The sequence below is a fragment of the Burkholderia latens genome (assembly GCF_001718795.1).
Lineage (GTDB): Bacteria > Pseudomonadota > Gammaproteobacteria > Burkholderiales > Burkholderiaceae > Burkholderia > Burkholderia latens_A.
This window is the reverse complement of sequence record NZ_CP013435.1, coordinates 1971801-1993510: the sequence shown is the minus strand read 5'-3', so window position 1 is coordinate 1993510 and position 21710 is coordinate 1971801. Positions and strand designations below refer to the sequence as shown.

Annotated in this window: 19 protein-coding genes; 9 read left to right on the top strand and 10 right to left on the bottom strand. The window is 64.6% G+C overall.

What is annotated here, in order from left to right; genetic code table 11:
* Window position 1 precedes the first annotated feature (1 nt).
* The 3 genes from WK25_RS09290 to WK25_RS09280 form a co-directional block, all read right to left on the bottom strand.
* The gene (locus WK25_RS09290) at window positions 2–532 is read right to left on the bottom strand and encodes a septation protein A (protein WP_011352350.1); all 531 of its coding nucleotides are present in this window, start codon (window positions 530–532) and stop codon (window positions 2–4) included.
* Window positions 533–656: 124 nt separating this feature from the next.
* The gene (gene msrB, locus WK25_RS09285; RefSeq protein ID WP_040144369.1) at window positions 657–1088 is read right to left on the bottom strand and encodes a peptide-methionine (R)-S-oxide reductase MsrB; all 432 of its coding nucleotides are present in this window, start codon (window positions 1086–1088) and stop codon (window positions 657–659) included.
* A gap of 46 nt (window positions 1089–1134) precedes the next feature.
* A complete protein-coding gene (locus tag WK25_RS09280) occupies window positions 1135–2703 on the bottom strand; it encodes a protein adenylyltransferase SelO (protein ID WP_069241480.1) in 1569 nt (522 codons plus the stop codon).
* A gap of 164 nt (window positions 2704–2867) precedes the next feature.
* Between WK25_RS09280 and WK25_RS09275 the strand changes: the two genes are divergently transcribed.
* The 5 genes from WK25_RS09275 to WK25_RS09255 all read left to right on the top strand — a co-directional run bounded on the left by WK25_RS09275 (window position 2868) and on the right by WK25_RS09255 (window position 10400).
* Window positions 2868–4511, top strand: coding sequence for a 3-(methylthio)propionyl-CoA ligase (locus WK25_RS09275; protein ID WP_040144367.1), 1644 nt, complete (start codon window positions 2868–2870; stop codon window positions 4509–4511).
* A 192-nt stretch (window positions 4512–4703) separates the two neighbouring features.
* Entirely contained in the window at window positions 4704–6788 is a 2085-nt protein-coding gene (locus WK25_RS09270; RefSeq protein ID WP_069241479.1) for a 3-hydroxyacyl-CoA dehydrogenase NAD-binding domain-containing protein, read from the top strand.
* 41 nt (window positions 6789–6829) lie between these two features.
* Window positions 6830–7462 (top strand): bifunctional nicotinamidase/pyrazinamidase, encoded by a 633-nt coding sequence (pncA, locus tag WK25_RS09265; protein WP_059547648.1) that lies wholly within the window; start codon window positions 6830–6832, stop codon window positions 7460–7462.
* Between the two features lie 42 nt (window positions 7463–7504).
* Window positions 7505–8683: an acetyl-CoA C-acyltransferase gene (locus tag WK25_RS09260; RefSeq protein ID WP_040144364.1), complete on the top strand. Its 1179-nt coding sequence runs from the start codon at window positions 7505–7507 to the stop codon at window positions 8681–8683.
* A 316-nt stretch (window positions 8684–8999) separates the two neighbouring features.
* Window positions 9000–10400 (top strand): GGDEF domain-containing protein, encoded by a 1401-nt coding sequence (locus WK25_RS09255; RefSeq protein WP_069241968.1) that lies wholly within the window; start codon window positions 9000–9002, stop codon window positions 10398–10400.
* 147 nt (window positions 10401–10547) lie between these two features.
* Here WK25_RS09255 and WK25_RS09250 read toward each other — a convergent pair whose 3' ends face one another.
* The 6 genes from WK25_RS09250 to WK25_RS09230 form a co-directional block, all read right to left on the bottom strand.
* On the bottom strand, window positions 10548–12689 hold the full coding sequence (locus WK25_RS09250; protein ID WP_069241967.1) for a hypothetical protein: 2142 nt from the start codon (window positions 12687–12689) through the stop codon (window positions 10548–10550).
* A 390-nt stretch (window positions 12690–13079) separates the two neighbouring features.
* On the bottom strand, window positions 13080–13214 hold the full coding sequence (locus WK25_RS32255) for a hypothetical protein (protein WP_257785754.1): 135 nt from the start codon (window positions 13212–13214) through the stop codon (window positions 13080–13082).
* A gap of 231 nt (window positions 13215–13445) precedes the next feature.
* Window positions 13446–14741 (bottom strand): APC family permease, encoded by a 1296-nt coding sequence (locus WK25_RS09245; RefSeq protein WP_069241478.1) that lies wholly within the window; start codon window positions 14739–14741, stop codon window positions 13446–13448.
* A 255-nt stretch (window positions 14742–14996) separates the two neighbouring features.
* Window positions 14997–15134 carry a helix-turn-helix domain-containing protein gene (locus WK25_RS30180; RefSeq protein ID WP_236857820.1) on the bottom strand — a complete coding sequence of 46 codons (138 nt, stop codon included), beginning with the start codon at window positions 15132–15134 and terminating at the stop codon, window positions 14997–14999.
* Between the two features lie 52 nt (window positions 15135–15186).
* A protein-coding gene (locus WK25_RS09240; RefSeq protein WP_135801118.1) for an IS3 family transposase occupies window positions 15187–16397 on the bottom strand; the annotation gives its coding sequence in 2 pieces (ribosomal slippage) (window positions 15187–16082 and window positions 16082–16397; 1212 coding nt in all).
* A 78-nt stretch (window positions 16398–16475) separates the two neighbouring features.
* Window positions 16476–17177, bottom strand: coding sequence for an AraC family ligand binding domain-containing protein (locus tag WK25_RS09230; RefSeq protein WP_156789021.1), 702 nt, complete (start codon window positions 17175–17177; stop codon window positions 16476–16478).
* Between the two features lie 328 nt (window positions 17178–17505).
* Here WK25_RS09230 and WK25_RS09225 point away from each other — a divergent pair, with 328 nt between their 5' ends.
* Window positions 17506–18426, top strand: coding sequence for a LysR substrate-binding domain-containing protein (locus tag WK25_RS09225; protein ID WP_040144361.1), 921 nt, complete (start codon window positions 17506–17508; stop codon window positions 18424–18426).
* A 129-nt stretch (window positions 18427–18555) separates the two neighbouring features.
* On the opposite strand, the gene WK25_RS09220 is transcribed toward WK25_RS09225, so the two are convergent.
* Complete coding sequence (locus WK25_RS09220; RefSeq protein ID WP_069241476.1) at window positions 18556–19419, bottom strand: NmrA family NAD(P)-binding protein; 864 nt, start codon at window positions 19417–19419, stop codon at window positions 18556–18558.
* 212 nt (window positions 19420–19631) lie between these two features.
* Between WK25_RS09220 and WK25_RS09215 the strand changes: the two genes are divergently transcribed.
* The 3 genes from WK25_RS09215 to WK25_RS09205 all read left to right on the top strand — a co-directional run bounded on the left by WK25_RS09215 (window position 19632) and on the right by WK25_RS09205 (window position 21449).
* Window positions 19632–20186 carry a TetR/AcrR family transcriptional regulator gene (locus WK25_RS09215; RefSeq protein WP_069241475.1) on the top strand — a complete coding sequence of 185 codons (555 nt, stop codon included), beginning with the start codon at window positions 19632–19634 and terminating at the stop codon, window positions 20184–20186.
* Between the two features lie 472 nt (window positions 20187–20658).
* Entirely contained in the window at window positions 20659–20973 is a 315-nt protein-coding gene (locus WK25_RS09210; protein WP_040144358.1) for a Dabb family protein, read from the top strand.
* Entirely contained in the window at window positions 20970–21449 is a 480-nt protein-coding gene (locus WK25_RS09205; protein ID WP_069241474.1) for a PaaI family thioesterase, read from the top strand. The genes WK25_RS09210 and WK25_RS09205 overlap by 4 nt, the downstream gene beginning before the upstream one ends.
* The last annotated feature ends 261 nt before the right edge of the window (window positions 21450–21710 follow it).

Sequence of the window (21710 nt, the reverse complement as noted above, 5' to 3'; positions counted from 1 at the left end):
GTCATTCGTCCTTCAGGTACTTCGTGAGCCACAGGCTCTGCAGGATGATGAACACGACCATCGCGCCCGTCGTGCCGAACAGCTTGAAGTTCACCCACTGAGATTCGGTGAAGTTGTGCACCACGTACAGGTTCGCGACGCCGAGCACCGCGAAGAACAGCGCCCATGCGACGTTCAGCTTGTCCCACACGGGGTGCGGCAGCGTGAGCTGCTTGCCCATCATCTTCTCGATCAGGTTGTTCCCGAACGCATAGCGCGCGGCGAGCAGCCCGATCGCAAACAGCCAGTACAGCACAGTCGGTTTCCATTGAATGAATTTCTCGTCATGCAGGACGAGGGTGGCGCCGCCGAACACGACGATCACGCCAAGGCTGACCCACAGCATCGTGTCGACTTTCCGGTGCCGGAAGGCGACCCATGCGACCTGGGCCAGCGTCGCGACGATCGCGACCGCGGTGGCGGTGAAGATGCCCCAGACCTTGAAGGCGGCAAAAAACAGGATGATCGGAAACAGATCGAACAGGAATTTCATGGCGCTCGCAGCTGCGTGAAAGGCCGCATCGCGCGGCCTTTCACCGTTGTGGGGACCCGCCAGGCGTCACCGTCCGGGATCGGGGCAGCCGGCAACGCTGCCCGACCGATCCGTCCGGCGCCGCTCATTCGTTTTCGGGTCGGGACTCGAAGTTTAACGCAGCCGAATTGATGCAGTACCGCAAACCGGTCTTGTCGCGCGGGCCGTCCTCGAACACGTGACCGAGGTGTGCGCCGCAATGGTTGCAGCGGACTTCGACACGCACCATCCCGTGCGAGCGGTCGATCTTCTCGTCGATCACCTCGCCGTTCAGCGGCTTGAAGTAGCTGGGCCAGCCGCAGCCCGAATGGAACTTCGCGCCCGACTCGAACAGCGGCGTGCTGCAGACCACGCATTTGTAGATGCCCGGATCTTCGGTGTCGGTGTATTCGCCGGTGAACGCACGCTCGGTCGCCGCATGCTGCGTGACCTCGTACTGCATCGGCGTGAGGCGCCGGCGAAGTTCGGCGTCGTCTTTCTGATACGGGTAGGTTTTGTCGTCGGAATCGTGTGACATGTGAGGGTTCTCCTGATCGGTCGGTCGGGTCGGACGAGTCGTGGTGTCACGACGAGCAGCTCACTTCGAGCGACCCGGCCCAGTCGGGCGGCAATGCCGCATACGCTTCATGTTCCGGTTGTTCGTCGAACGGCCGGCGCAGCACCTGCGCGAGCCGCTCGACCTCGGAAAAATCCTTCTCCTTCGCGCGCCGGATCGCGACTTCGGCGAGATGGTTGCGCAGCACGTATTTCGGGTTCACGCGATTCATCGCGGCCGCGCGGGCCGCGTCGTCGCGCGTCTCGTCGGACAGCCGCGCGCGGTAGAGGTTCGCCCATGCGTCGAACGCATCGCGGTCGATGAACAGGTCGCGAACGGGCGCATCGCGGCTCGCGTCGTGCTTCGAGATCTGCGCGAGCCGGCGGAACGTCAGCGTGAAATCCGCGCGGCTTGCGTGCATCGTCTCGAGCAGCTTGTTCGCGAGTTCCGCGTCGTTGTCGCGTTCGAGCTCGAGGCCGAGCTTCCCGCGCATCGCGCGTTCGAGTGCAGGGCCGAAGCGCTCCGGAAATTTCGCGAGCACGGTCTGGGCGTCTTCGACCGCGCGCTCGGCGCGCGCATCGTCGTCGGCGATCCCGTGCTGCAGCCCGATCAGCGGCAGCAGCGCCTGCGCGAGACAGTAGCAGTTCCAGTGCGCAATGCGCGGCTGCATCCGGTATGCGTAACGGCCGCTCGTGTCGGAGTGGTTGCAGATGTGGTTCGCGTCGAACGCGTCGATGAAGCCGAACGGGCCGTAGTCGATCGTCAGGCCGAGGATCGACATGTTGTCGGTGTTCATCACGCCGTGGCAGAAGCCGACCGCCTGCCACTGTGCGACGAGCTCCGCCGTGCGCAGCGTCGCGGCTTCGAGCAGCGCGAGATACGGATCGTCTGCATCGCGGCAGCCCGGATAGAAGCGCTCGATCACGTGATCGGCAAGCTGGCGCAGCAGATCGGGGCGGTCGTTCGAGAAGAAGTGCTCGAAGTGGCCGAAGCGCACGAAACTCTCCGACACCCGCGTGACCACTGCCGACGTCTCGATCTCCTCGCGTACGACCGGCTGGTCGGAGCCGATCACCGTGAGCGCGCGCGTGGTCGGAATGCCGAGGTGATGCATCGCTTCCGAACACAGGAATTCGCGGATCGACGAACGCAGCACTGCGCGGCCGTCGCCCATCCGCGAGTACGGCGTGCGGCCGCCGCCCTTGAGCTGCAGTTCGTAGCGCCGGCCGTCGGTGCCGGGCAGTTCGCCGATCGTCAGCGCGCGTCCGTCGCCGAGCTGGCCGGCCCACACGCCGAACTGGTGGCCGGAATACACGGACGCATACGGCAGCGCGCTCGCGGGCCAGTCGCGCGTCGGATTGCCGGCGAACAGCTCGGCGAAATCCGCTCGCGCCGCGGCCGAGGCAGGCAGCGCGAGCAGCCGCGCGACTTCATCGGAAAAGCCGACGACGTACGGCGCGGGCAGCGGCGCGGCCGGCAATCGCGTATGAAACGCGTCGCCGAGCGTGACGAACGCGCCGGCGGCCGGCGCGCCGAGCGTCGCGGCGAGGTCGGGGAGGGTGTCAGCCGCATCGGCTGCGCTTCGGGAAAACGACATGTTGAGCGCCTCTGGGTAAGCCGATATTGTAAGGCGGCGTCGCGCCGCCCGCATGGCGGCCCGCACGCGCCGCGCAACGCCGGTCCCGGCCGTGGACGGGCTGCAAGCCGGCGCACCGCTTCGAGGCTGGTCACCGATTCGCGTCGTTCAGGGAGAACAAGACGATGGGTAAGCCGTTGCTGGGCCAGATGATGGACATGCCGTTGCTGGTGTCGTCGCTGATCGCGCATGCCGCGCGCTACGCAGGCGACACGGAGATCGTGTCGAAACGCGTGGAAGGCGACCTGCATCGCTATACGTACCGCGACTGCGAGCAGCGCGCGAAACGCGTTGCGCAGGCGCTCGCGCGGCTGGGCGTCGAAACGGGCGAGCGCGTCGGCACGCTGGCGTGGAACGGCTACCGGCATCTGGAGGCCTATTACGGAATCGGCGGAATGGGCGCGGTGTGCCACACGATCAACCCGCGCCTCTTTCCCGAGCAGATCGCCTACATCGTCAATCATGCGGAAGACCGCTACGTCTTCTTCGACATCAATTTCGCGCCGCTCGTCGACGCGATCGCTCCGCAGTGCCCGCACGTGAAGGGCTGGATTGCGATGACCGACGCCGCGCACCTGCCGTCGGGCGCGACGCCTTACCTGTGCTATGAAACGCTCGTCGACGCCGAGGACGGTCGCTATGACTGGCCGCGCCTCGACGAGCTCCAGGCATCGGGCCTCTGTTACACGTCTGGCACCACCGGCAATCCGAAAGGCGTGCTGTACTCGCATCGCTCGACGGTGCTGCACGCATACGGCGCCGCGCTGCCCGATGCGATGAATCTGTCGGCGCTCGACGCGGTGCTGCCCGTCGTGCCGATGTTCCATGTGAACGCGTGGGGGCTGCCGTACGCGGTGCCGCTCACCGGCGGCAAGCTCGTGCTGCCGGGCAAGGATCTCGACGGCAAGTCGCTGTACGAACTGATGGAGGCCGAGCGCGTGACCTTCTCCGCGGGCGTGCCCACCGTATGGCTCGGTTTGCTGAACTACATGCGCGAGGCCGGCGTACGGTTCTCGACGCTGAACCGCACGGTGATCGGCGGTTCGGCGTGTCCGCCCGCGATGCTGCGCACGTTCGAGGACGAATACGGCGTGCGCGTGATCCACGCGTGGGGGATGACCGAGCTGTCGCCGCTCGGCACGCTCGCGAAGCTGAACTGGGCGCAGTCGCAGCGGCCGCTCGACGTGCAGCGCCGGCTGCTGGAGAAACAGGGGCGCGTGATCTGCGGCGTCGACATGCGCATCGTCGGCGACGATGGTCACGAACTGCCGTGGGACGGCGTCGCATTCGGCGAGCTGCAGGTGCGCGGGCCGTGGGTCATCGATCACTACTTCAAGAGCGATACGTCGCCGCTCGTGGACGGCTGGTTCCCGACCGGCGACGTCGCGACGATCGACCCGGACGGCTTCCTGCAGATCACCGACCGCAGCAAGGACGTGATCAAGTCCGGCGGCGAATGGATCAGCTCGATCGACATCGAGAACGTCGCGATCGCCCATCCGGACGTTGCCGAAGCCGCATGCATCGCGTGCGCGCATCCGAAATGGACCGAACGGCCGCTGCTCGTCGTGGTGCCGCGCGACGGCGCGAATCTGACGCGCGACGCATTGCTCGCGTTCTACGAAGGCAAGGTCGCGAAGTGGTGGGTGCCCGACGACGTCGTGTTCGTCGAATCGCTGCCGCACACGGCGACCGGCAAGCTGCAGAAGCTGAAGCTGCGCGAGACGTTCCGCGATTACGTGTTGCCGACGGCCGTCTGCGCGCCGTAATTCCGGGTCGCCGATAGCCGACCGCACGGTCGCCCGATCCGGCCCCGGACCGGAACAAAAATTCAAATTGAACGACCGTGCTTTTTCGTTGTATGCTGCCTCCGTTCGATCCGGACATGCGGCCCGTTCGGCCGTTCGACCGCGCACAATGAAGCGCAGCCACCCCGGCGCGCGATGCATGGAGGCAGGCAGATGGCAGTGGATTATTCGACTCGCGACGGCGTCGCCGTCATCACGCTCAACAATCCGCCCGTCAACGGGCTCGGCCTGTCGACGCGCCAGGGCGTCATGGACGCGCTCGATCGCGCCGCGCAGGATCCGGCCGTCACGGCGATCGTGCTGACCGGCGCGGGCCGCGCGTTCTCGGGCGGCGCCGACATCACCGAATTCAATACCCCGAAGGCGCTTCAGGAACCGACGCTGCACACCGTGATTCGCGCTGTGGAGGCGAGCGCGAAGCCGGTCGTCGCGGCGTTGCACAGTGTCGTGATGGGCGGCGGCCTCGAGCTCGCGCTCGGCGCGCACTATCGCGTGGCGGCGCCCGGTGCGCAGATTGCGTTGCCCGAAGTGAAGCTCGGCCTGTTGCCGGGGGCCGGCGGCACGCAGCGGCTGCCGCGTGCGGTCGGGCTCGAAACCGCGCTGAACATGATCGTGTCGGGCGCGCCGGTGCCGTCCGAGCAACTCGCGACGAGCGGGCTGTTCGACGCCATGGCCGACGGCGATCTGCTCGAGACTGCCGTCGCATTCGCGCGCAAGGTCGGCGCGGGGAGCGGGCCGCATCCGCGTGTGCGCGATCGCAAGATCGCCCACGAGAATGCGGCTGGCTTCATCCAGTTCGCGCGCAATTCGGTGCGGGCCGCCGCACCGAACTTCCCCGCACCGCACAAGTGCATCGACGCGATCGAGGCCGGCGTGCTCAACGGCTTCGACAAGGGCAGCATCGCCGAGCGCGACGGCTTCGTCGCGCTGATGATGACACCGGAAAGCCGCGCGCTGCGGCACGCGTTTTTCGGCGAGCGCGCGGCGAGCAAGATTCCCGACGTGCCGGCCGATACGCCGGTGCGCGACATTCGCCGCGTCGGTGTCGTTGGCGCGGGCACGATGGGCGGCGGGATCGCGATGAACTTCGTCAACGCGGGCCTGCCCGTCACGCTGCTCGAAACGAAGCAGGAAGCGCTCGACCGCGGCCTCGCGACGATCCGCAAGAACTATGACGCGCAGGTCAAGAAGGGCAAGCTCACGCAGCAGAAGCTCGACGCGCGCATGGCGCTGATCACGCCGACGCTGTCCTACGACGACCTGAACGACGCGGACCTGATTATCGAAGCCGTGTTCGAGGAGCTCGGCGTGAAGGAACAGGTGTTCGGCCAGCTCGACGCGGTGGCGAAGCCCGGCGCGATCCTTGCGTCGAACACGTCGACGCTCGACGTCGACAAGATTGCTTCGTTCACGAAGCGTCCGCAGGACGTCGTCGGCATGCACTTCTTCAGCCCCGCGAACGTGATGAAGCTGCTCGAGGTGGTGCGCGGCGCGCGAACTGCGAACGACGTTCTCGCCACCGTGATGGCAGTCGCGAAGAAGATTCGCAAGACGGCGGTCGTATCGGGCGTGTGCGATGGCTTCATCGGCAACCGGATGATCGAGCAGTACATCCGCCAGGCGCTGTTCATGCTCGAGGAAGGCGCGCTGCCCGCGCAGATCGATCGCGCGATCGAGAAGTTCGGTTTTGCGATGGGGCCGTTCCGGATGAGCGACCTCGCCGGCAATGACATCGGCTGGGCGATTCGCAAGCGCCGTTATGTCGAGAAGCCCGATCTGCACTATTCGAAGATCGCCGATCGCCTGTGCGAGCTGGGCCGCTTCGGCCAGAAGACGGGCGGCGGCTGGTACGACTACGTGCCGGGCGAGCGCAAAGCGAAACCGTCGGCGCTCGTCGACGAAATGGTCGTCGCGTACTCGAAAGAGTGCGGCGTCGAGCGGCGCAATATCGGCGACGACGAGATCGTCGAGCGTCTCGTGTACGCGCTCGTCAACGAAGGCGCGAAGATTCTCGAGGAGAAGATCGCGTCGAAGGCGTCCGACATCGACATGGTCTATCTGACCGGCTACGGCTTCCCGCTGTGGCGCGGCGGCCCGATGCTGTACGCGGACATGGTCGGACTCTACAACGTCGAGCGTGCGATCCGACGCTACGCGGCCGCGCCGAACGGCGACGCGTGGCAGATCGCTCCGTCGATCGTCGAACTGGCGAAAGCCGGACGCGGATTCAACGGCTGACGGCCCGTGACCGCGCGGCCAAGCCAGCAAGGAGAAACGCAATGAAACGCAGCGACGACGTATTGCTCGTGATCGACGTGCAGTACGACTTCATGCCGGGCGGTGCACTCGCCGTGCCGGACGGCGACGCGGTCGTGCCGGTGATCAACGCGCTCGCGCGACGCTTCGATCACGTCGTGCTGACGCAGGACTGGCACCCGCGCGAGCACGTGTCGTTCGCGGCGAACCATCCCGGGCGCGAACCGTTTTCGACGCTCGCGCTGCCGTACGGCGAGCAGGTTCTGTGGCCCGTGCACTGCGTACAGGACACCGAAGGCGCGGCGTTGCATCGCGACCTCGACATCCCGCATGCGCGGCTCGTGATCCGCAAGGGCGGCGACGCGCAGGTCGACAGCTATTCCGCGTTCGTGGAAGCCGATCGCACGACGCGTACGGGGCTCGCCGGCTATCTGCGCGAGCTGGGCGCGAAGCGCGTGTGGTGCTGCGGGCTCGCGACCGACTATTGCGTCGCGTGGTCGGCGCTCGATGCGCGCGCGGCGGGCTTCGAGGCCGCGGTGATCAACGATGCGTGCCGCGCAATCGACCTGAACGGGTCGCTCGCGCACGCATGGCAGCAGATGCAGGCAGCGGGCGTCGCGCATGTGACGTCCGCGGGCGCGCGCCCGGCGGCGTAGCGCATCCCCATCCGACATGAAGCAGGACCGAAGGAGACTCGCATGACCGAAGCCGTAATCGTATCGACCGCACGCACACCGCTCGCGAAATCGTGGCGCGGCGCCTTCAACATGACGCATGGTGCGACGCTCGGCGGCCATGTGGTCGCGGCTGCGCTCGAGCGCGCGAAGCTCGACCCGGCGCGCATCGAGGACGTGATCATGGGCTGCGCGAACCCCGAAGGCGCGACCGGCGCCAACATCGCGCGGCAAATCGCGCTGCGCGCGGGGCTGCCGGTAAGCGTGCCCGGGATGACGGTGAACCGTTTCTGTTCGTCCGGGCTGCAGACGATCGCGCTCGCCGCGCAGCGGATCATCGCGGGCGAGGGCGACGTATACGTGGCGGGCGGCGTCGAATCGATTTCGTGCGTGCAGAACGAGATGAACCGGCACATGATCCAGGAAGGCTGGCTCGTCGAGCACAAGCCGGAGATCTACTGGAACATGCTGCAGACGGCCGAGAACGTCGCGAAGCGCTACCGGATCTCGAAGGAACGGCAGGACGCGTACGGTGTGCAGTCGCAACAGCGGGCCGCGGCCGCGCAGGAAGCCGGGCGCTTCCGCGACGAGATCGTGCCGATCACCGTGCGCGCCGGCATCGCCGACAAGGCGACGGGGCGCCTGTTCACGCAGGAAGTGACCGTGTCGGCCGATGAAGGCATCCGGCCCGACACGACGCTCGAAGGCGTGTCGAAGATCCGCTCGGCCGTGCCCGGCGGCGTGATCACCGCCGGCAACGCGAGCCAGTTCTCCGATGGCGCGTCGGCGTGCGTGGTGATGAACGCGGACGTCGCGCAGCGTGAAGGGTTGCAGCCGCTCGGCGTGTTCCGCGGTTTCGCGGTGGCCGGTTGCGAGCCGGATGAAATGGGGATCGGCCCGGTGTTTGCGGTGCCGAAGCTGCTGAAGCAGGCCGGGTTGAAGGTCGACGACATCGGCTTGTGGGAGCTGAACGAAGCGTTCGCGGTGCAGGTGCTGTACTGCCGCGACACACTCGGGATTCCTGACGACCGGCTGAACGTGAACGGCGGCGCGATCGCGGTTGGGCACCCGTACGGTGTGTCCGGCGCGCGCCTGACCGGCCATGCGCTGCTCGAAGGCAAGCGACGCGGCGTGAAATACGTGGTCGTCACGATGTGCATCGGCGGCGGGCAGGGCGCAGCCGGGCTGTTCGAAATCGTCTGACGTTAAATCGGCGGCGGCCGCGACTTCCGTGGCGATGGAGGCGGCCGCCCCGACGCACGCATCGGCCGGATGCGGCAGCGATTCGTCACGATCGCGACGCAAAGGGCGCAGGGGAGAGGGTGCCGTTTCCCCTTACTTGTCAAACGAATTGCGCCACCTATACTTGCTCTGACATTTGCCTTTCGGCGGGATGGGCCAACGCGCGTGTCGCATCGGCGCGCGCGACGCGCTTCCGGTAGCCGGCGAAGACGATGCAGCGCGCGTTTCCGGCACCGTGGACGTTCGAACCACGCAGCAGACCGAAACGGGGACCAAATTGAGCACAGCCTATGCAGCCGGGGAGCCGCCGCGGGTCGTCAGCGCGGCCGCGAGGCTCTACGCAAAATGCCTGCTGGTCGGATTCGCGTTGCTGCCGGCCTATCTGACTGCCTATCTGTGGTTCTTCAGCGACCCGCACGTCGTGTTCGAGAGCCACGCATTTCATGAACTCGCTATCGCGGCCGCAACGCTCGAGGGCGCGTTCGTCACCTACGTGACCTGGGTGTGCTACCGCGCGTCCGGCGAGCCGCTGCTGCGCTGGCTGACGCTCGGCTTTCTCGGCTTCGCGATGATCTATGCGCTGCACGGCCTCTTCACCGGGATGGCGCATCACAATATCTGGCTGTTCCTGCTGTACGGGCCGGCGTCGCGTCTCGTGATGTCGATCCTGCTGCTGACCGGCATGCTGTCGTATGCGCAGCCGCCCGACCGCGTCGACAAGCGTACGCGTGCGCGCACGTGGCTGCCGTGGGTCGTGCTGTTCCTGGTCATCGACGCGGCGGTCGCGTACATCGCCTATTCGCCGGTCGCGGGCGCGTACGGCACGCGCACGTCGATGGAAGGCGGCGCGCTCGTGCTTTCGCTCGTGAACATCGGCGTGCTGCTCGCGCGGCGCATCCGCTCGCCGTTGATGGTCATCTACGGCGTGTCGATCATGGCGTTCGCGCTGTCGTCGGTCGCGTTCCTGCTCGGCAAACCTTGGAATCACATGTGGTGGCTCGCGCACGCGATCTTCGCGGGCGGCTTCTTCCTGCTCAGCTACGGCGTCGTGCAGGCGCTTCAGACGACACGCTCGTTTTCCGCGATCTACAGCCAGCAGGACCTGATGAGCCGGTTGTCGGAATCGATGGCGCGCACCGAGAGCGCGCTGCAGGAGTTGCGGCGCACGAACCAGAAACTCGAGTACATGGCCGCGACCGACCCGATGACAGGCGCGTCGAACCGCCGCCAGTTCATCGCGCAGGTGGAGCGCGAGATCGTGCGCGCGGAGCGCGACGGCACGCCGTTCTGCCTGCTGGCGCTCGATCTCGACAACTTCAAGAACATCAACGACGCGTACGGTCACCAGATCGGCGACGAGGTGTTGCGCGGCGTCGTGCGCCAATGTCTCGAAGCGATTCGGCCAGCGGGGGCGCTCGCGCGGGTCGGCGGCGAGGAGTTCATGGCGCTGTTGCCGGAGATGCCGCTCGAAGGCGCACGGATGACCGCCGAACGCGTGAGATCGTCGATCGCGAGTTCGCCGTTCGGGCTGGATTTCAAGCGCGTGCAGGTGACGGTCAGCGTCGGTGTCGCGCAATACGGCGTCGATGGCAGCACGGTCGATGCGTTGCTGCGCGCGGTGGACGAGCGGCTGTATCAGGCGAAGCGCGACGGGCGCAATCGCGTGGTCGCGCACTGACGACGCGCGAACGCTGCGGATTCGGCCATCTGACGCGCGAGAACGATGCCCGCGGACGCGATGCCGCGTCGATCCGTTTCGTGGACGATCCGATTGAAGCCCCGCACCCGAATTCGAATGCGGGGCTTTTGTTTCACCGGCGCGTCGCTAGCGCGCGGCAATGGCCGCGGCGGTGCGTGGTTGCGCGTCCTCCAGCCGCTGCGATGCCTGCCACCAGTACTTGCCGGTGCGCAGCTGCGGGTCGCGGATCGCAAGATACGTCGTACTCCATAGCTGCGCCGCATTGGCCTCGGTCGCATCGGCGCTGCGCGTGCCGAACGCATCGGTCTGGTACTTGCCGTTCGCGTACGACCACGTCCACATCTCCGATGTGCGCATGTCGCGGCCGTTCGAGATCACCTGCCAGATCGTCTGCCGCGCCTGCGTGAGCAGCGTGCGCGTCGCGGCCGACAGATCCTGGCGCGCGAGTTGCCGGTCGAGCCCCGCGGCCCACATCGCCTGCTGCCACGACCAGATCACCGTGCCGTGATAGGCGGAACTCGTGAACTTTGGCCACAACGTCTGGCTTGCGTAAGCGGGGTTCGCGATCAGCATCCCGACGTCCGTGACGAGCCCCGTCGGGAATGGCCGCGTGACGTCGGCCACGATCCGCTGCAGTTCGTCGTCCGGCGGCGTGCCGAACAGCAGCGCGAACCCGCCGTCGGAATTCATCACCGGGATCGGCGCGCCTTGCTGGTCGAGCGACAGCGCATAGAACGTGAGCGGCGCGCTCGGCGCGGTGCCGGCCGGCACGCCGGCCGACGGCGCGTAGGCCGACACGTCGGTTGCGGCCTGCGCGGCGGGTACGCTGACCTGGAACAGCGGCGGCGCTTGCTGCTCCCATGTGGCGGCCTGGGCTGCCGTGTTCGCGAGCGTCGTGCGTTGTCCGGCGTCGAGGTACGGATCGAGCAGGCCGCGCGCCAGGAACGCGTTCGCGGCGCGCAGCGCGGCCGGCACGAGCACCGCATTCACGTCGTACGGGTAGACGCCACCGCCGAGCCCGTCGGTGCTGTCGCGCCAATTGCCGACGATTTCGCCGGGCCGCAGGTGAATCAGGTTCGCGACCGCCGGTTGCTGCGCGAACGGCTGCGCGGTGGCCGCAACGTGCAGCAGATTCACGACGAGCCGGCTGCCGTTGGTCTGGCCGTCGCTGCCGCGTTGCGCGAGATAGGCGGCCGCGCGCGCCTGGCCGCGCGGGTCGTCGATCAGCCAGGCCGCCGCGATCGGTGCGAGCAGGTAGTCGCTGTCGATCATCTTGTAGTCGTAGGTTGGCGTCGCGTCGTTCGGGCGGCCGTGCTTTGCGTTGTCGACCAGCGCGAATTCGCCGATCCCTTCCTCGTGCGCGACCTTGCCGTCGCTCGACAGCCGGCGCAGCACCGACGACAAGCCGGCCTCGATCGCCGCGGGTTCGAGCACCGGCATCAGCATGCGCACGGAAATCAGCGTGTCGCGGCCGAAGTACGTGTCGTACTGCCACGAGCCGGCCAGCAGCTTGTCGTTGAAGCTCAGGAATTCGAGCACGTTCTGGCTGACCGGATCGGGGTTCATGGACGGCGCAAACAGGTCGGCGCGCGTGATCGGCGACAACGGTGTCTCGCCCGACAGCGCGTCGACGTGCAGTTTCAGCGTATGCGAACCCGGTGCTGCCCGCAGCTCGAGCTTGCCGCCTGCGGCCGGCGCGATGCTGCCGCCGTCGCGCAGCGTGATGCGCAGCGTGTAGCCGGGCGCGCCGTCGATCCGGTCGCGCTGCCACTGCACCGCGCTGCCCTGGATCGCCGGCGCGGTGACGATCTCCGGCGGGATCGTCGCGCCGCCGTTGAAGTCGCGCAGGAAGCGCACGTTGCCGAGCAACCCCTGGCGAACCGTCAGCGCAGCGGTGTCGACCGAGACGTCGGCCCCGATTCCGTATTGCGGGCGGCCGTGCGTGTCGGGCGCCGACAGCGCGGACGGCTGTGTATCGAGGCTCCAGTTCACCGGCTGGGCGGTATCGTCGAACCATAGCCCGGTGCCGCTGTTGCCAGCCGGAAATACCACGAGCAGGCGCGGCTTCGTCGACGAGCGCACCAGCAGATGCGCGGCGACCTTGTCCTGCCGGTAGAACGCATTGATCTGCCCGCCGGTATCCATCCGGAACGCCAGCGCGGCCGTGTTCGACGGCGGGCTGTTCGACCGGACGTCATCGTCGTTGCAACCCGCGAGCAGGCCTGCGCAGACGAAGCCGACACACAGCGATTTCGTGAAACGGTGCATGTTCATGACGACCCTCCTGACGACTGCATTTTTTATCGGAATGTTCGAGCGAGCGGAGATGCGTTCCGCTTCATGTTGCATTGCAGGCATTATGAAAATGCCGTTGAATCGGTGGCGGGTAATGCTCGGACGCGAATTGGGCGGCGATTAATCGGATAAGCGACAAATACCGAAAAGAAATGCAAAAGGGCGCGTAATGCGTTGCCACACGGGTGAAGTCGCGGGGTGAGCGGACTCGCCCGGCCGAACGGCCTGAGCGAAGGCACATGCTCTCGCAGCGACGAAAAATCCGATCAAAGCGTCGTAGGGGATTCTAAATTTCGATGAAAGTCGAAGTCAATGTTCCTCGATGAATTTTCGGGTATTTTATTTGCCAATAAATCGTAATTGTTACTCGCGCGTGCGGTAAAAAATGCAGGGCGATGAAAAGAGATAATCAGAGCCGATAGTGATTGATGGAAGCAAGGTCGAATGGCGGTTTGCAGCCGCCCGCGCAGCCGGATGGAAATGAATGGTACGGTTCATCTGTCATGGTCGTGCGATAAGGCGCGAAGCGCGCCGAGCAACGCGCGTTCCCGCCCTCTGCGATGCACGGCTGCGCCATTGCCGACGAGGAGGGCCGGTCGGTGCCGATGGCGAGCCACGGCTATGGCCGCATGAAGGGTCGTGATCGACGCTGAGCGGACGGTGAAGTACTTCCGGCCGACGCGCTGTTATCCGGTTAGCGGCCCACACTCGGTGTCCGGCATATCTTGATCAATGTCCATCTCGACGGCTTTTCCGCCTATTCGAGCAAGCGAGCAAGCCCATGACGATCCAGATCGCTCCACCCGAAATCCCTTTCGTTCCGCTCGCCACGAGCAGCAGCGCGGTCATGACAAACGCAAGCGGCAACAGAATGTGAGGCAGTGGCATTCTGAATACAGGCGATACGCTTTTGTCTCGACGCAACGTCACCAGGACGAGCAGCGGCGGGACGAAATGCAGCACGTAAAGGAAGCCGCCTACGGCTGTTGCGCTGGATGAGGAGCCGAATAAGGCCATCGTGATCAGCATGCCGCCGCTGACGATCGTCGCGACATCGGGTGTCCCGGTTTTCGGATCGACTCGCGCCAATGGGGAAGGCAGCAGACCATCGCGCGCCATCGCGAAAATGATCCGCGACGTGACGACGAGCACCGCGTTTGCCGTAGCCGCGGTCGTGACGACGGCAATAGCAGCGACGAGCCGCCCGCCCGAGTCCCCCATGAATTGTCGTGCAGCGGCGCTGAGTGGCGCGGGGGAAGCGCCGAGCGTGCGCCAACCGACGGTGCCCAACGCGGTAAATGCGACTACGAGGTAAATGCCGAGCACAATCGCAAGGGTGAGAAGGATTGCGCGGGGCAGGTTTTTTTCTGGCCGGTCGATCTCTTCGCCGGCCGCCGCGACCATATCGAAACCGCCGAACGCGAGAAACGCGACGAGTGCGCCCGTCAGTATCCCCGTGAACCCGCCCGGCGCCCATGGGGTAAGCCGCGTCAACTGAATTGCAGGCGCTCCGGCTGCCGCAAAGCCCAGCAAACCGGCGATCGCCAGACCGATGACAATTACTTGAGCCTTGCCCGCGGCTTCGACACCCCGTGCGTTGACCAGCACACATGCAAACACGAGCGCGACCGCACACCAGACTTGCGGTAGACCAGTCAGCACATTCAGGTAACCGCCGAATCCCAGCGTCACGTAGCCGCTGACGAAAACGTACGAGCCGCAGAAGATCCAGCCCATCATGAAACCCCAGCGGCTTCCAAGCACTTCGCGCACGAACGCATAGCCACCGCCCGCCTGCGGATACCGGCAGGCCAATTCTGCGTATGGCAGGGCGATTACGACCGCGGCGACGAACGCGAGCGCAAACGAAAGCAGCGCCGCAGGCCCTGCCAGTGCAGAGGCTTGCCCGACGAGAACGAAGATGCCCCCGCCAATCGTTCCCCCGACGCCTACTGCCACCGCTCCTTGCAATCCAAGCGCGCGCCGCAGGCGTGCGCGTTCCGTGCCGCGGGCGTCGGCGCTCATGGCGTCGCTCCCGCAACGCTGTCGCGCGCCAAGAACGCTTGCGGACCTTCGTTGGGATTGCCGACCGCGCGAATGCAGAAGCGTCGGTCTGGCGGCAGGCTGGAGGCCGCCGTTGGACGACTGGATTCGAGGAAAGTGCGGCGTTGTTCGCGCCAGATAGCAACCATGATGACTTCCGATGTGGATTCGAAAGCCCGATTGTCTGAGCGGAGGCGAGCCGCGTATTGGCAAAAATTGCGGCGCTACGCCGTTTCTTCAGTGGCGTTGCCGGGCCACTGCTGCAGCAAAGTGTGACGGGGTGATGCCGTAACAGCGCTTGAAGTTTCTCGTTAGCGCACTTTGATCGTAGAACCCTGTCGACGCGGCCGCATCTGCGATCGGCACACCTTTCATCAGTCGTTGACGCGCTTCCATTGGAGTTGACCCTGTAATCCCGGACACAGCGTCACACTAAGGTTGCTGAATCCATTGAGCGCCGGAACTCGCGAGGCGAGCGGTACTTCAGCGCGCTATGGGGATGCTTCTCGTTGTAATGCTCGAACGCGATGGCCAAGTTGCGTGCAGCAGTCGCTGCGTCCGGCTTTGGCATGAAGGCAACGTAGTCGCGCTTCATTGTCTTCACGAAGCTCTCGGCCATCCCGTTACTTTGCGGGCTGCACACCGGCGTGGTCAATGGCTTCAGGCCGATGGCCGCTGCAAACCGGCGTGTATCGTCGGCCGTATAGCCCGAACCGTTGTCACTCAGCCACTCGATTTCGGACGGTGTATGCAGCTCGTTGCCAAACCGATTTTCCACTGCTGCCAGCATGACGTCGCGCACGATGTCGCCGCTGTGACCTGCCGTCGTAGCCGCCCAGCTCATCGCTTCGCGGTCGCAGCAGTCAAGCGCGAATGTCACTCGAAGCGGCTCGCCGTTGTCGCAGCGGAACTCGAAGCCGTCCGAGCACCATCGCTGATTGCTGCGCGCGACGGCCACCTTGCCATCGTGCCGACGTTGCGGCCGAGGCGGGGCTGGACGCCGTTGCATCAGCAGACCGTGAGTGCGCATGATGCGATAGATGCGCTTCGCATTGAACGGCACCTGTCCGGCAGCAATGCGTTCATTGCGCAGCGAGCCCCACACCCGGCGATAGCCATAGCTGGGCAAATCGCCGACGACTCGGCGGATTTCCTCGACCACGCTCGCATCGTCCGTCTGCCGCGATTGACGGCCATCGCGCCACGTCACCGGACGCGACAGTCGTGCCGATACGTTCGAGCGCGACACGCCGAGAACTTCACAAACCAGTTTCACTGGTCGTCCTCCGGCAGCGAGGGCGAGTGCGCTATCCATTTTTTTGCTCGGCCATACTCGACTGCTTCGCGGAGAATCTCGTTCTCCATGGTCTTCTTGCCGAGCATCCGCTGCAGCTCACGAATCTGCTTGAGGGCATCGGCCAGCTCTGATGCAGGGACCACTTCCTCTCCAGCCTTGACCGCCGACAGACTCCCGTCCTGGTACAGCTTGCGCCAGTGGAACAGCTGGTTCGGGTTCACGCCGTGCTGGCGCGCAACCATCGAAACCGACTTCCCCGGTTCGAAACTCTCGCGAACCATCGCCAGCTTCTGCTCCGCCGTCCAGCGCCGCCGACGCTCCGGGCCCGTCAACACTTCCATCACTTCCTGCCTGGTGTTAGTCAAAAACACAGTCTTATGCCTACCCGCTAGTTTAAGTGAGAGGCTATGTCCGGTGTTTCAGGGGGCTGCTCCATCCATGAGTCTCACCTGCGTCAGATACAGGTGAGGAGTCAATCCCAAGCAACGATTGAAAAGACCGATGAGTTGGAACGGTGTCAGGCCCACGGCAGCGCTCAAGTCTTCCAGCAGCAACGCTTCTGCGTACCGGTCGTGGATGAGATCCGTTACCGCGCGAAGCAGCGTGCGGTCGCGAGGTGCTGGCTCAATGCGCTTGCTGCCCGAACCATGACGTTGAAACAGCCGCCCGAAGGTAGAGAAAAGCAGTTCGCGCTCGCGAAAAACGTCGTTTCCCGCTTCGAGCAACACGTGCAGCTTCAGAAAATAGCCGATGAGATCCGGATCATCGAAGACGTTTCGGATGAAGTACGGCGCATCGTCGATACCGAGACCGTCCGCGATCGCCGAGATCGCCCCGTCCGCAAGATACAGCGACCGGTACTGCCAGCGCTCGCTCCATCCCATCGAACCCGAATGCGCTTCTTCCGGATTGAAGACGAGCAGCTTCGATGTCCGTGCTTCATCGGTCACACCCCGGCTCTTTATAATCGATCCGCCCGACTCCGTGACCGCAATGACAAATCCATCGTGGACGTGCGGTGCGTACTGCTGGGTGGTGAAATCGGCCCGCATCAAGCTCAGGCCCGGCGTATGGGCGCTGAACCAGAAAGAGGCGTGGTTTCTTGGATCGTTGCGGGGCACGGTCGAGTATCGAAAACGCGTTGAACTGAGGCTTGACGCCGCAGAAGTACCTGCGAGCCATTGTAGCCGCAGTCGACCGTGCGCCTTCCATCCATCGGTGAAATGTCGAAATGTCTACGTATCAGTGCCCCAAAGACCGGCCAGGCTGACGTGGGCGATCCGGGTAATAGTGGCAAAGCGTCGTGGTGCCTGCAAGAATGGCGCCCCCGCAGCCGCGCGAGCCGCGACGGCGGGCGCGTTAAGTCGCCATAGCCGCGATGAAGCCTCGACCAGCCGACGCGCCAAGCGCTGCGTCGATCATCACGGGCCTATCTAACAGGTAAATGCTTTGAAGTTGTCGTTTGAAGTTCTCGAGGTGCTCGATGCGATAGATCGGGCGGGCACGTTCGCGGAGGCAGCGGTGCTGCTTCATCGCGTACCGTCTGCATTGACTTACCTTGTGCAAAAGACGGAGGCCGATCTCGACGTCGCCCTGTTTGATCGCCGCGGCCGACGTGCACAATTGACGGAGGCGGGGCGGCTGCTCGTCGACGACGGTCGTCGTTTGCTCCGAGCCGGGCAGGAGCTGGAGAGGAAGGTTCGAAGTGTCCATGCGGGTTGGGAGGCTGAGCTCAGGCTGTGTGTCGACGAGATTCTTCCGCTCGCGTCGTTGTGGCCGCACGTGCGCGCCTTCTACGAAATGAAGATGACGACACGGCTTCGTTTATCGACCGAAGTGCTCGGTGGCGTATGGGACGCGCTCGTGACGGGGCGAGCGGATCTCGCGATCGGCGCCGCAGGCGAGCCGCCACACGCGCCCCACGTTGCGGCAAGGCCGATCGGCCTGTTGCGTCACGTTTTTGTCGTGGCGCCTCATCATCCGCTTGCCGTGATCGAAGAGACGCTGGATAGCGGCACAATTTCAAGTCATCGCGGCGTCGTCATCAGCGATACCTCGCGTGACCTCGAGCCGAGATCGGTGGCCATTCACGACGGGCAACCGGTCATCGTCGTACCGAATCTGGCCGCCAAAATCGACCTGCTTTGCGAAGGCATTGCCGTCGGCATGCTGCCCGCGCCCGTCGCCGAGGAGTTGATACGGCAGGGCAAGCTCGTCGAGCGCCAGGTGACAGGCGTGCGGGCGCACACGAACTGCTACCTCGGCTGGCGGGAGGACAAGACGGGACGTGCGCTGAGATGGTGGATCGAACAACTGGATCAGATCGACCTGATATCGAGGCTTTTCAGCACGCGCAGCATCGCTACCTGAAGCGAATGCGGGTCTCGCACATCGGCGTCGGCTCGCTCGATCGGGAGGACATCCTGTCCCGAATGCCGCATTCCTCCCGCCGAGCCCATTGCGACCTCGCAGCCGCCCGAATGATCGACCGCAGTCAATTCACGCCAAATGTTGGCGATGCGCTTCGATAAACTGCTCGGGCGTTGTCAGCGGCCGACCGATGATCTCCTCGGTGATCTTCTCGACGCCGGCAAGCAGTTGCTCCTGCTGATCGATCCTGACTGCCGTGAAGTGGGCGGCAAACGAAGGGTCGCGATCGAGCCCGATGGCCTTTACGAATTCATCCGGCGACACCTGTTCGAAGCGAATCTCTTTTTCAAGCGTCCTCGCGAGAATGCCCGCGAGTTCGATGTGGCTGACTTCAGTCGGGCCTGTGACGGGAATGATCGCGCTACCGAACGCTTCGTGATTTTCGAGAATCTCCACGACGACTTTCGCGATATCGATTGCCGCGACGGGCACGAAGCGGCTTTCCGGATCGAACGGTGTCAGGTAGCGACCGGCGCGGATCTCGGCCGCTATGTACAGCATCCATTCGGCAAAGAAATTGACGCGCAGATGCGCTGTCGGGACACCGGATCTGTCGAGGATTCGCTCGGATAGCCAGTGGCTCATCGTTGCCGGGCTGCGCGCGTGCGGGCGCGATTGCCGCTGCGACATATACACGATCTGCTTCACACCATGCTCGCTTGCCGCCTGCGCGAGTATCGCCGTCGCTTCCACCGCACCCTGCGTCAACGGATAGCAGAAGTAGACGCCATCGACACCGTGCATCGCACGGCGAACGTCTTCGATCTTCAACATGTCCCCGGTAACGATTTGTGCGCCCATTCGCTTCAGCGCGTCGGAACGATCGTCTTCACGACGTACTAACGCCGCGACCGCGTGGCCGTGGTCCAGCAGCAGACGAACGGTAGGAGCGCCTGTCGCACCAGTGGAACCCGTGACGAGAAACTTCTTCATGTCAATCTCCTGAAAGCAAGGAATCCCGGGCCCGGCTTGCGCGCCGGCCCCAACGCTTAAGCAGTACGGTCATCATGTTATAAGTTGCACGCGCGCCCCAACGTGCCAGGAAAGCGGGCTTCAAACATGATGACCATCATGCTTTCGTTCGTGAAGCATGATGACTATACTGTTTCCCGTCAATCATTTTCTTTGCAGTTTTTGGAGGACGTATGCGTTACCCGCCAGAAGAGACGGCAGAAAAACATGCCCGCATCCTCGAGCAGGCATCCATTCTGTTTCGCGAATACGGGTTTTCCGGCGTCAGCCTGAGTGAAATCATGAAGGCAACCGGCCTCACTCATGGCGCCTTCTACCATCACTTCGAGTCGAAGGAGGACCTGATCGCGAAGAGCATCGAAGACACTTCGGGCAAAGCGCTCGAGTCCATGAGGCAAGGCACGGCTCGCGGCGAGACGAGGGCTCAATACCTTGACGGGTACCTCACCGAGCAACATCGCGACGAGAGGGGGAACGGATGCATGATGGCAGGATTGGCCGGCGAGATTGCGCGCCAGCCGGCAGCGCAACCGGCCTTCACGCGGCATGTCGAGGGCATGCTCGAACGCTTGGCCGAGTCTGATGCGAAGGCGAGGAAGAAACACGCGCGTCGCGATGCTATTCACATACTCTCGAGCATCGTCGGAGCCCTCGTCCTGGCTCGCGCGGTCGACGACCCCGAACTGTCGCACGAAATTCTTCGCGAAACACGAGCGGCGCTGGACTGATCTGCGTCTGCTGGCCGAGGCGCCTGATCCGCGTCGCTGACTTCGTTGCGCTGCCATTCATGAATGGGACGGGGCTAGGCCCCTTTCCGACACGTTCGCGGGCATCGTCGCGTGCCACGCGCTTGGCTTCAACGCGGATGGCGGGGTACTCGCCGCTCGCGACGACGTTTTTCTTCCCGGCGATTTTTCATGGGTATCACGAAAGCGTGGAGCCGGGCGGCTTCACCGTCAGATACAGCCCATTGCCGTCGGCAAGTTTGGTAGGCTTGTCGTCTGCCTTCACTTGTCGATCTTGCTGTCGGTAAGTGGCACGGTGAAAAAGGGGATCGTCTGGATGGTTGAAGTGCCCCGCATTTTTATCGGCTGGATGCGATTTCAGGCGAACGCAAGCGAACAATGGGCGGGTATAGGGCGCCCGACTGGCAAGGGTGACAGGCGAATCGCCGAACCAACACGAACAGGAGCGAACGAAGTGATCAGACATATCGTCATGTGGAAGCTGAAGGAATCGGCCGAAGGCGGCACGCGTGCGCAAAACGCGCTGAAGATGAAGGAAAAGCTCGAAGGCTGCCGCGACCTCGTGCCGGGCATCCTGCAGATCGACGTCGGGGTTGCGACGCCGGGCCTCGAAGCGACGTCGGATGTCGTGCTCGTATCCGATTTCGCGGACCGCGCCGCGCTCGACGCATACCAGGTGCACCCGGTGCACCAGGAAGTGAAGAAATTCGTTGCCGCGGTGGCCGAATCGCGGCAGTGCGTCGACTACGTTTGTGACAGCGCACGATGAGCGACGCGGCATCTCCGACGGCCGGCCCGTCGATCGAAAGTCCGTTCGTCGATCTGCTCGGCGTCCGATTGATTTCCGCGAAGGATGGCGCAAGCGAGATCGTGCTGCCGCTCGACGAGCGGCACATGAATACGTGGAGCATCGCGCACGGCGGCGTGACGATGACGCTGTCGGACATCGCGCTCGCGATGGCCGCGCGCAGCCTGACCGACGACGGTGTCGGCGTCGTTACGGTCGAGATGAAGGTGAACTTCATGCAGCCGGGGCGCGGCGAGCTGCGCGCGTATGGACGCGTGATGCATCGGTCGACGACGATGGCGTACTGCGAAGGCGAAGTGCGCGACAGCGACGGCAATTTCGTCGCGAAGGCGCTCGGCACGTTCAAGTACATGCGGCGCCTCGCGGTGGGTCGCGACATCAAGCGGCAGCGCACGCGCACGGCGCCTGATGCGCAGCCCGGCCCGAGCGACGCGTAGGTATTGAACGGCGCGGCGCTGCCTGAGCGATGGCAGGGCCGTTTCGTTTCGCGGCACGGATGCGCGGCCGGACGGCGATCCGGTGCGAATGGGCCTGGAGCCGGCAATGCACACGGTCAATCGCCGGATCCTGCTCGTATCGCGCCTGCACGGCGGCGCGAGCGGCGACAATGTCCGGCTCATCGACGCGCCGCGCACACGCGCTCGCCGAGCGGGGTGAGCGCGTCGCGACGAAGCCGCTGCATGGCCGCGAGACGATTG

Bases quoted from the DNA above. Each gene is read 5' to 3' on its own strand.
- WK25_RS32255 (WP_257785754.1), bottom strand. From the start codon at position 13,214: ATGAACCGTACCATTCATTTCCATCCGGCTGCGCGGGCGGCTGCAAAC.
- WK25_RS09290 (WP_011352350.1), bottom strand. From the start codon at position 532: ATGAAATTCCTGTTCGATCTGTTTCCGATCATCCTGTTTTTTGCCGCC.
- pncA (WP_059547648.1), top strand. From the start codon at position 6,830: ATGAAACGCAGCGACGACGTATTGCTCGTGATCGACGTGCAGTACGAC.
- msrB (WP_040144369.1), bottom strand. From the start codon at position 1,088: ATGTCACACGATTCCGACGACAAAACCTACCCGTATCAGAAAGACGAC.
- WK25_RS09220 (WP_069241476.1), bottom strand. From the start codon at position 19,419: ATGAAGAAGTTTCTCGTCACGGGTTCCACTGGTGCGACAGGCGCTCCT.
- WK25_RS09215 (WP_069241475.1), top strand. From the start codon at position 19,632: ATGCGTTACCCGCCAGAAGAGACGGCAGAAAAACATGCCCGCATCCTC.
- WK25_RS09205 (WP_069241474.1), top strand. From the start codon at position 20,970: ATGAGCGACGCGGCATCTCCGACGGCCGGCCCGTCGATCGAAAGTCCG.
- WK25_RS09250 (WP_069241967.1), bottom strand. From the start codon at position 12,689: ATGCACCGTTTCACGAAATCGCTGTGTGTCGGCTTCGTCTGCGCAGGC.
- WK25_RS09275 (WP_040144367.1), top strand. From the start codon at position 2,868: ATGGGTAAGCCGTTGCTGGGCCAGATGATGGACATGCCGTTGCTGGTG.
- WK25_RS30180 (WP_236857820.1), bottom strand. From the start codon at position 15,134: ATGAAAGGTGTGCCGATCGCAGATGCGGCCGCGTCGACAGGGTTCTAC.
- WK25_RS09280 (WP_069241480.1), bottom strand. From the start codon at position 2,703: ATGTCGTTTTCCCGAAGCGCAGCCGATGCGGCTGACACCCTCCCCGAC.
- WK25_RS09245 (WP_069241478.1), bottom strand. From the start codon at position 14,741: ATGAGCGCCGACGCCCGCGGCACGGAACGCGCACGCCTGCGGCGCGCG.
- WK25_RS09260 (WP_040144364.1), top strand. From the start codon at position 7,505: ATGACCGAAGCCGTAATCGTATCGACCGCACGCACACCGCTCGCGAAA.
- WK25_RS09270 (WP_069241479.1), top strand. From the start codon at position 4,704: ATGGCAGTGGATTATTCGACTCGCGACGGCGTCGCCGTCATCACGCTC.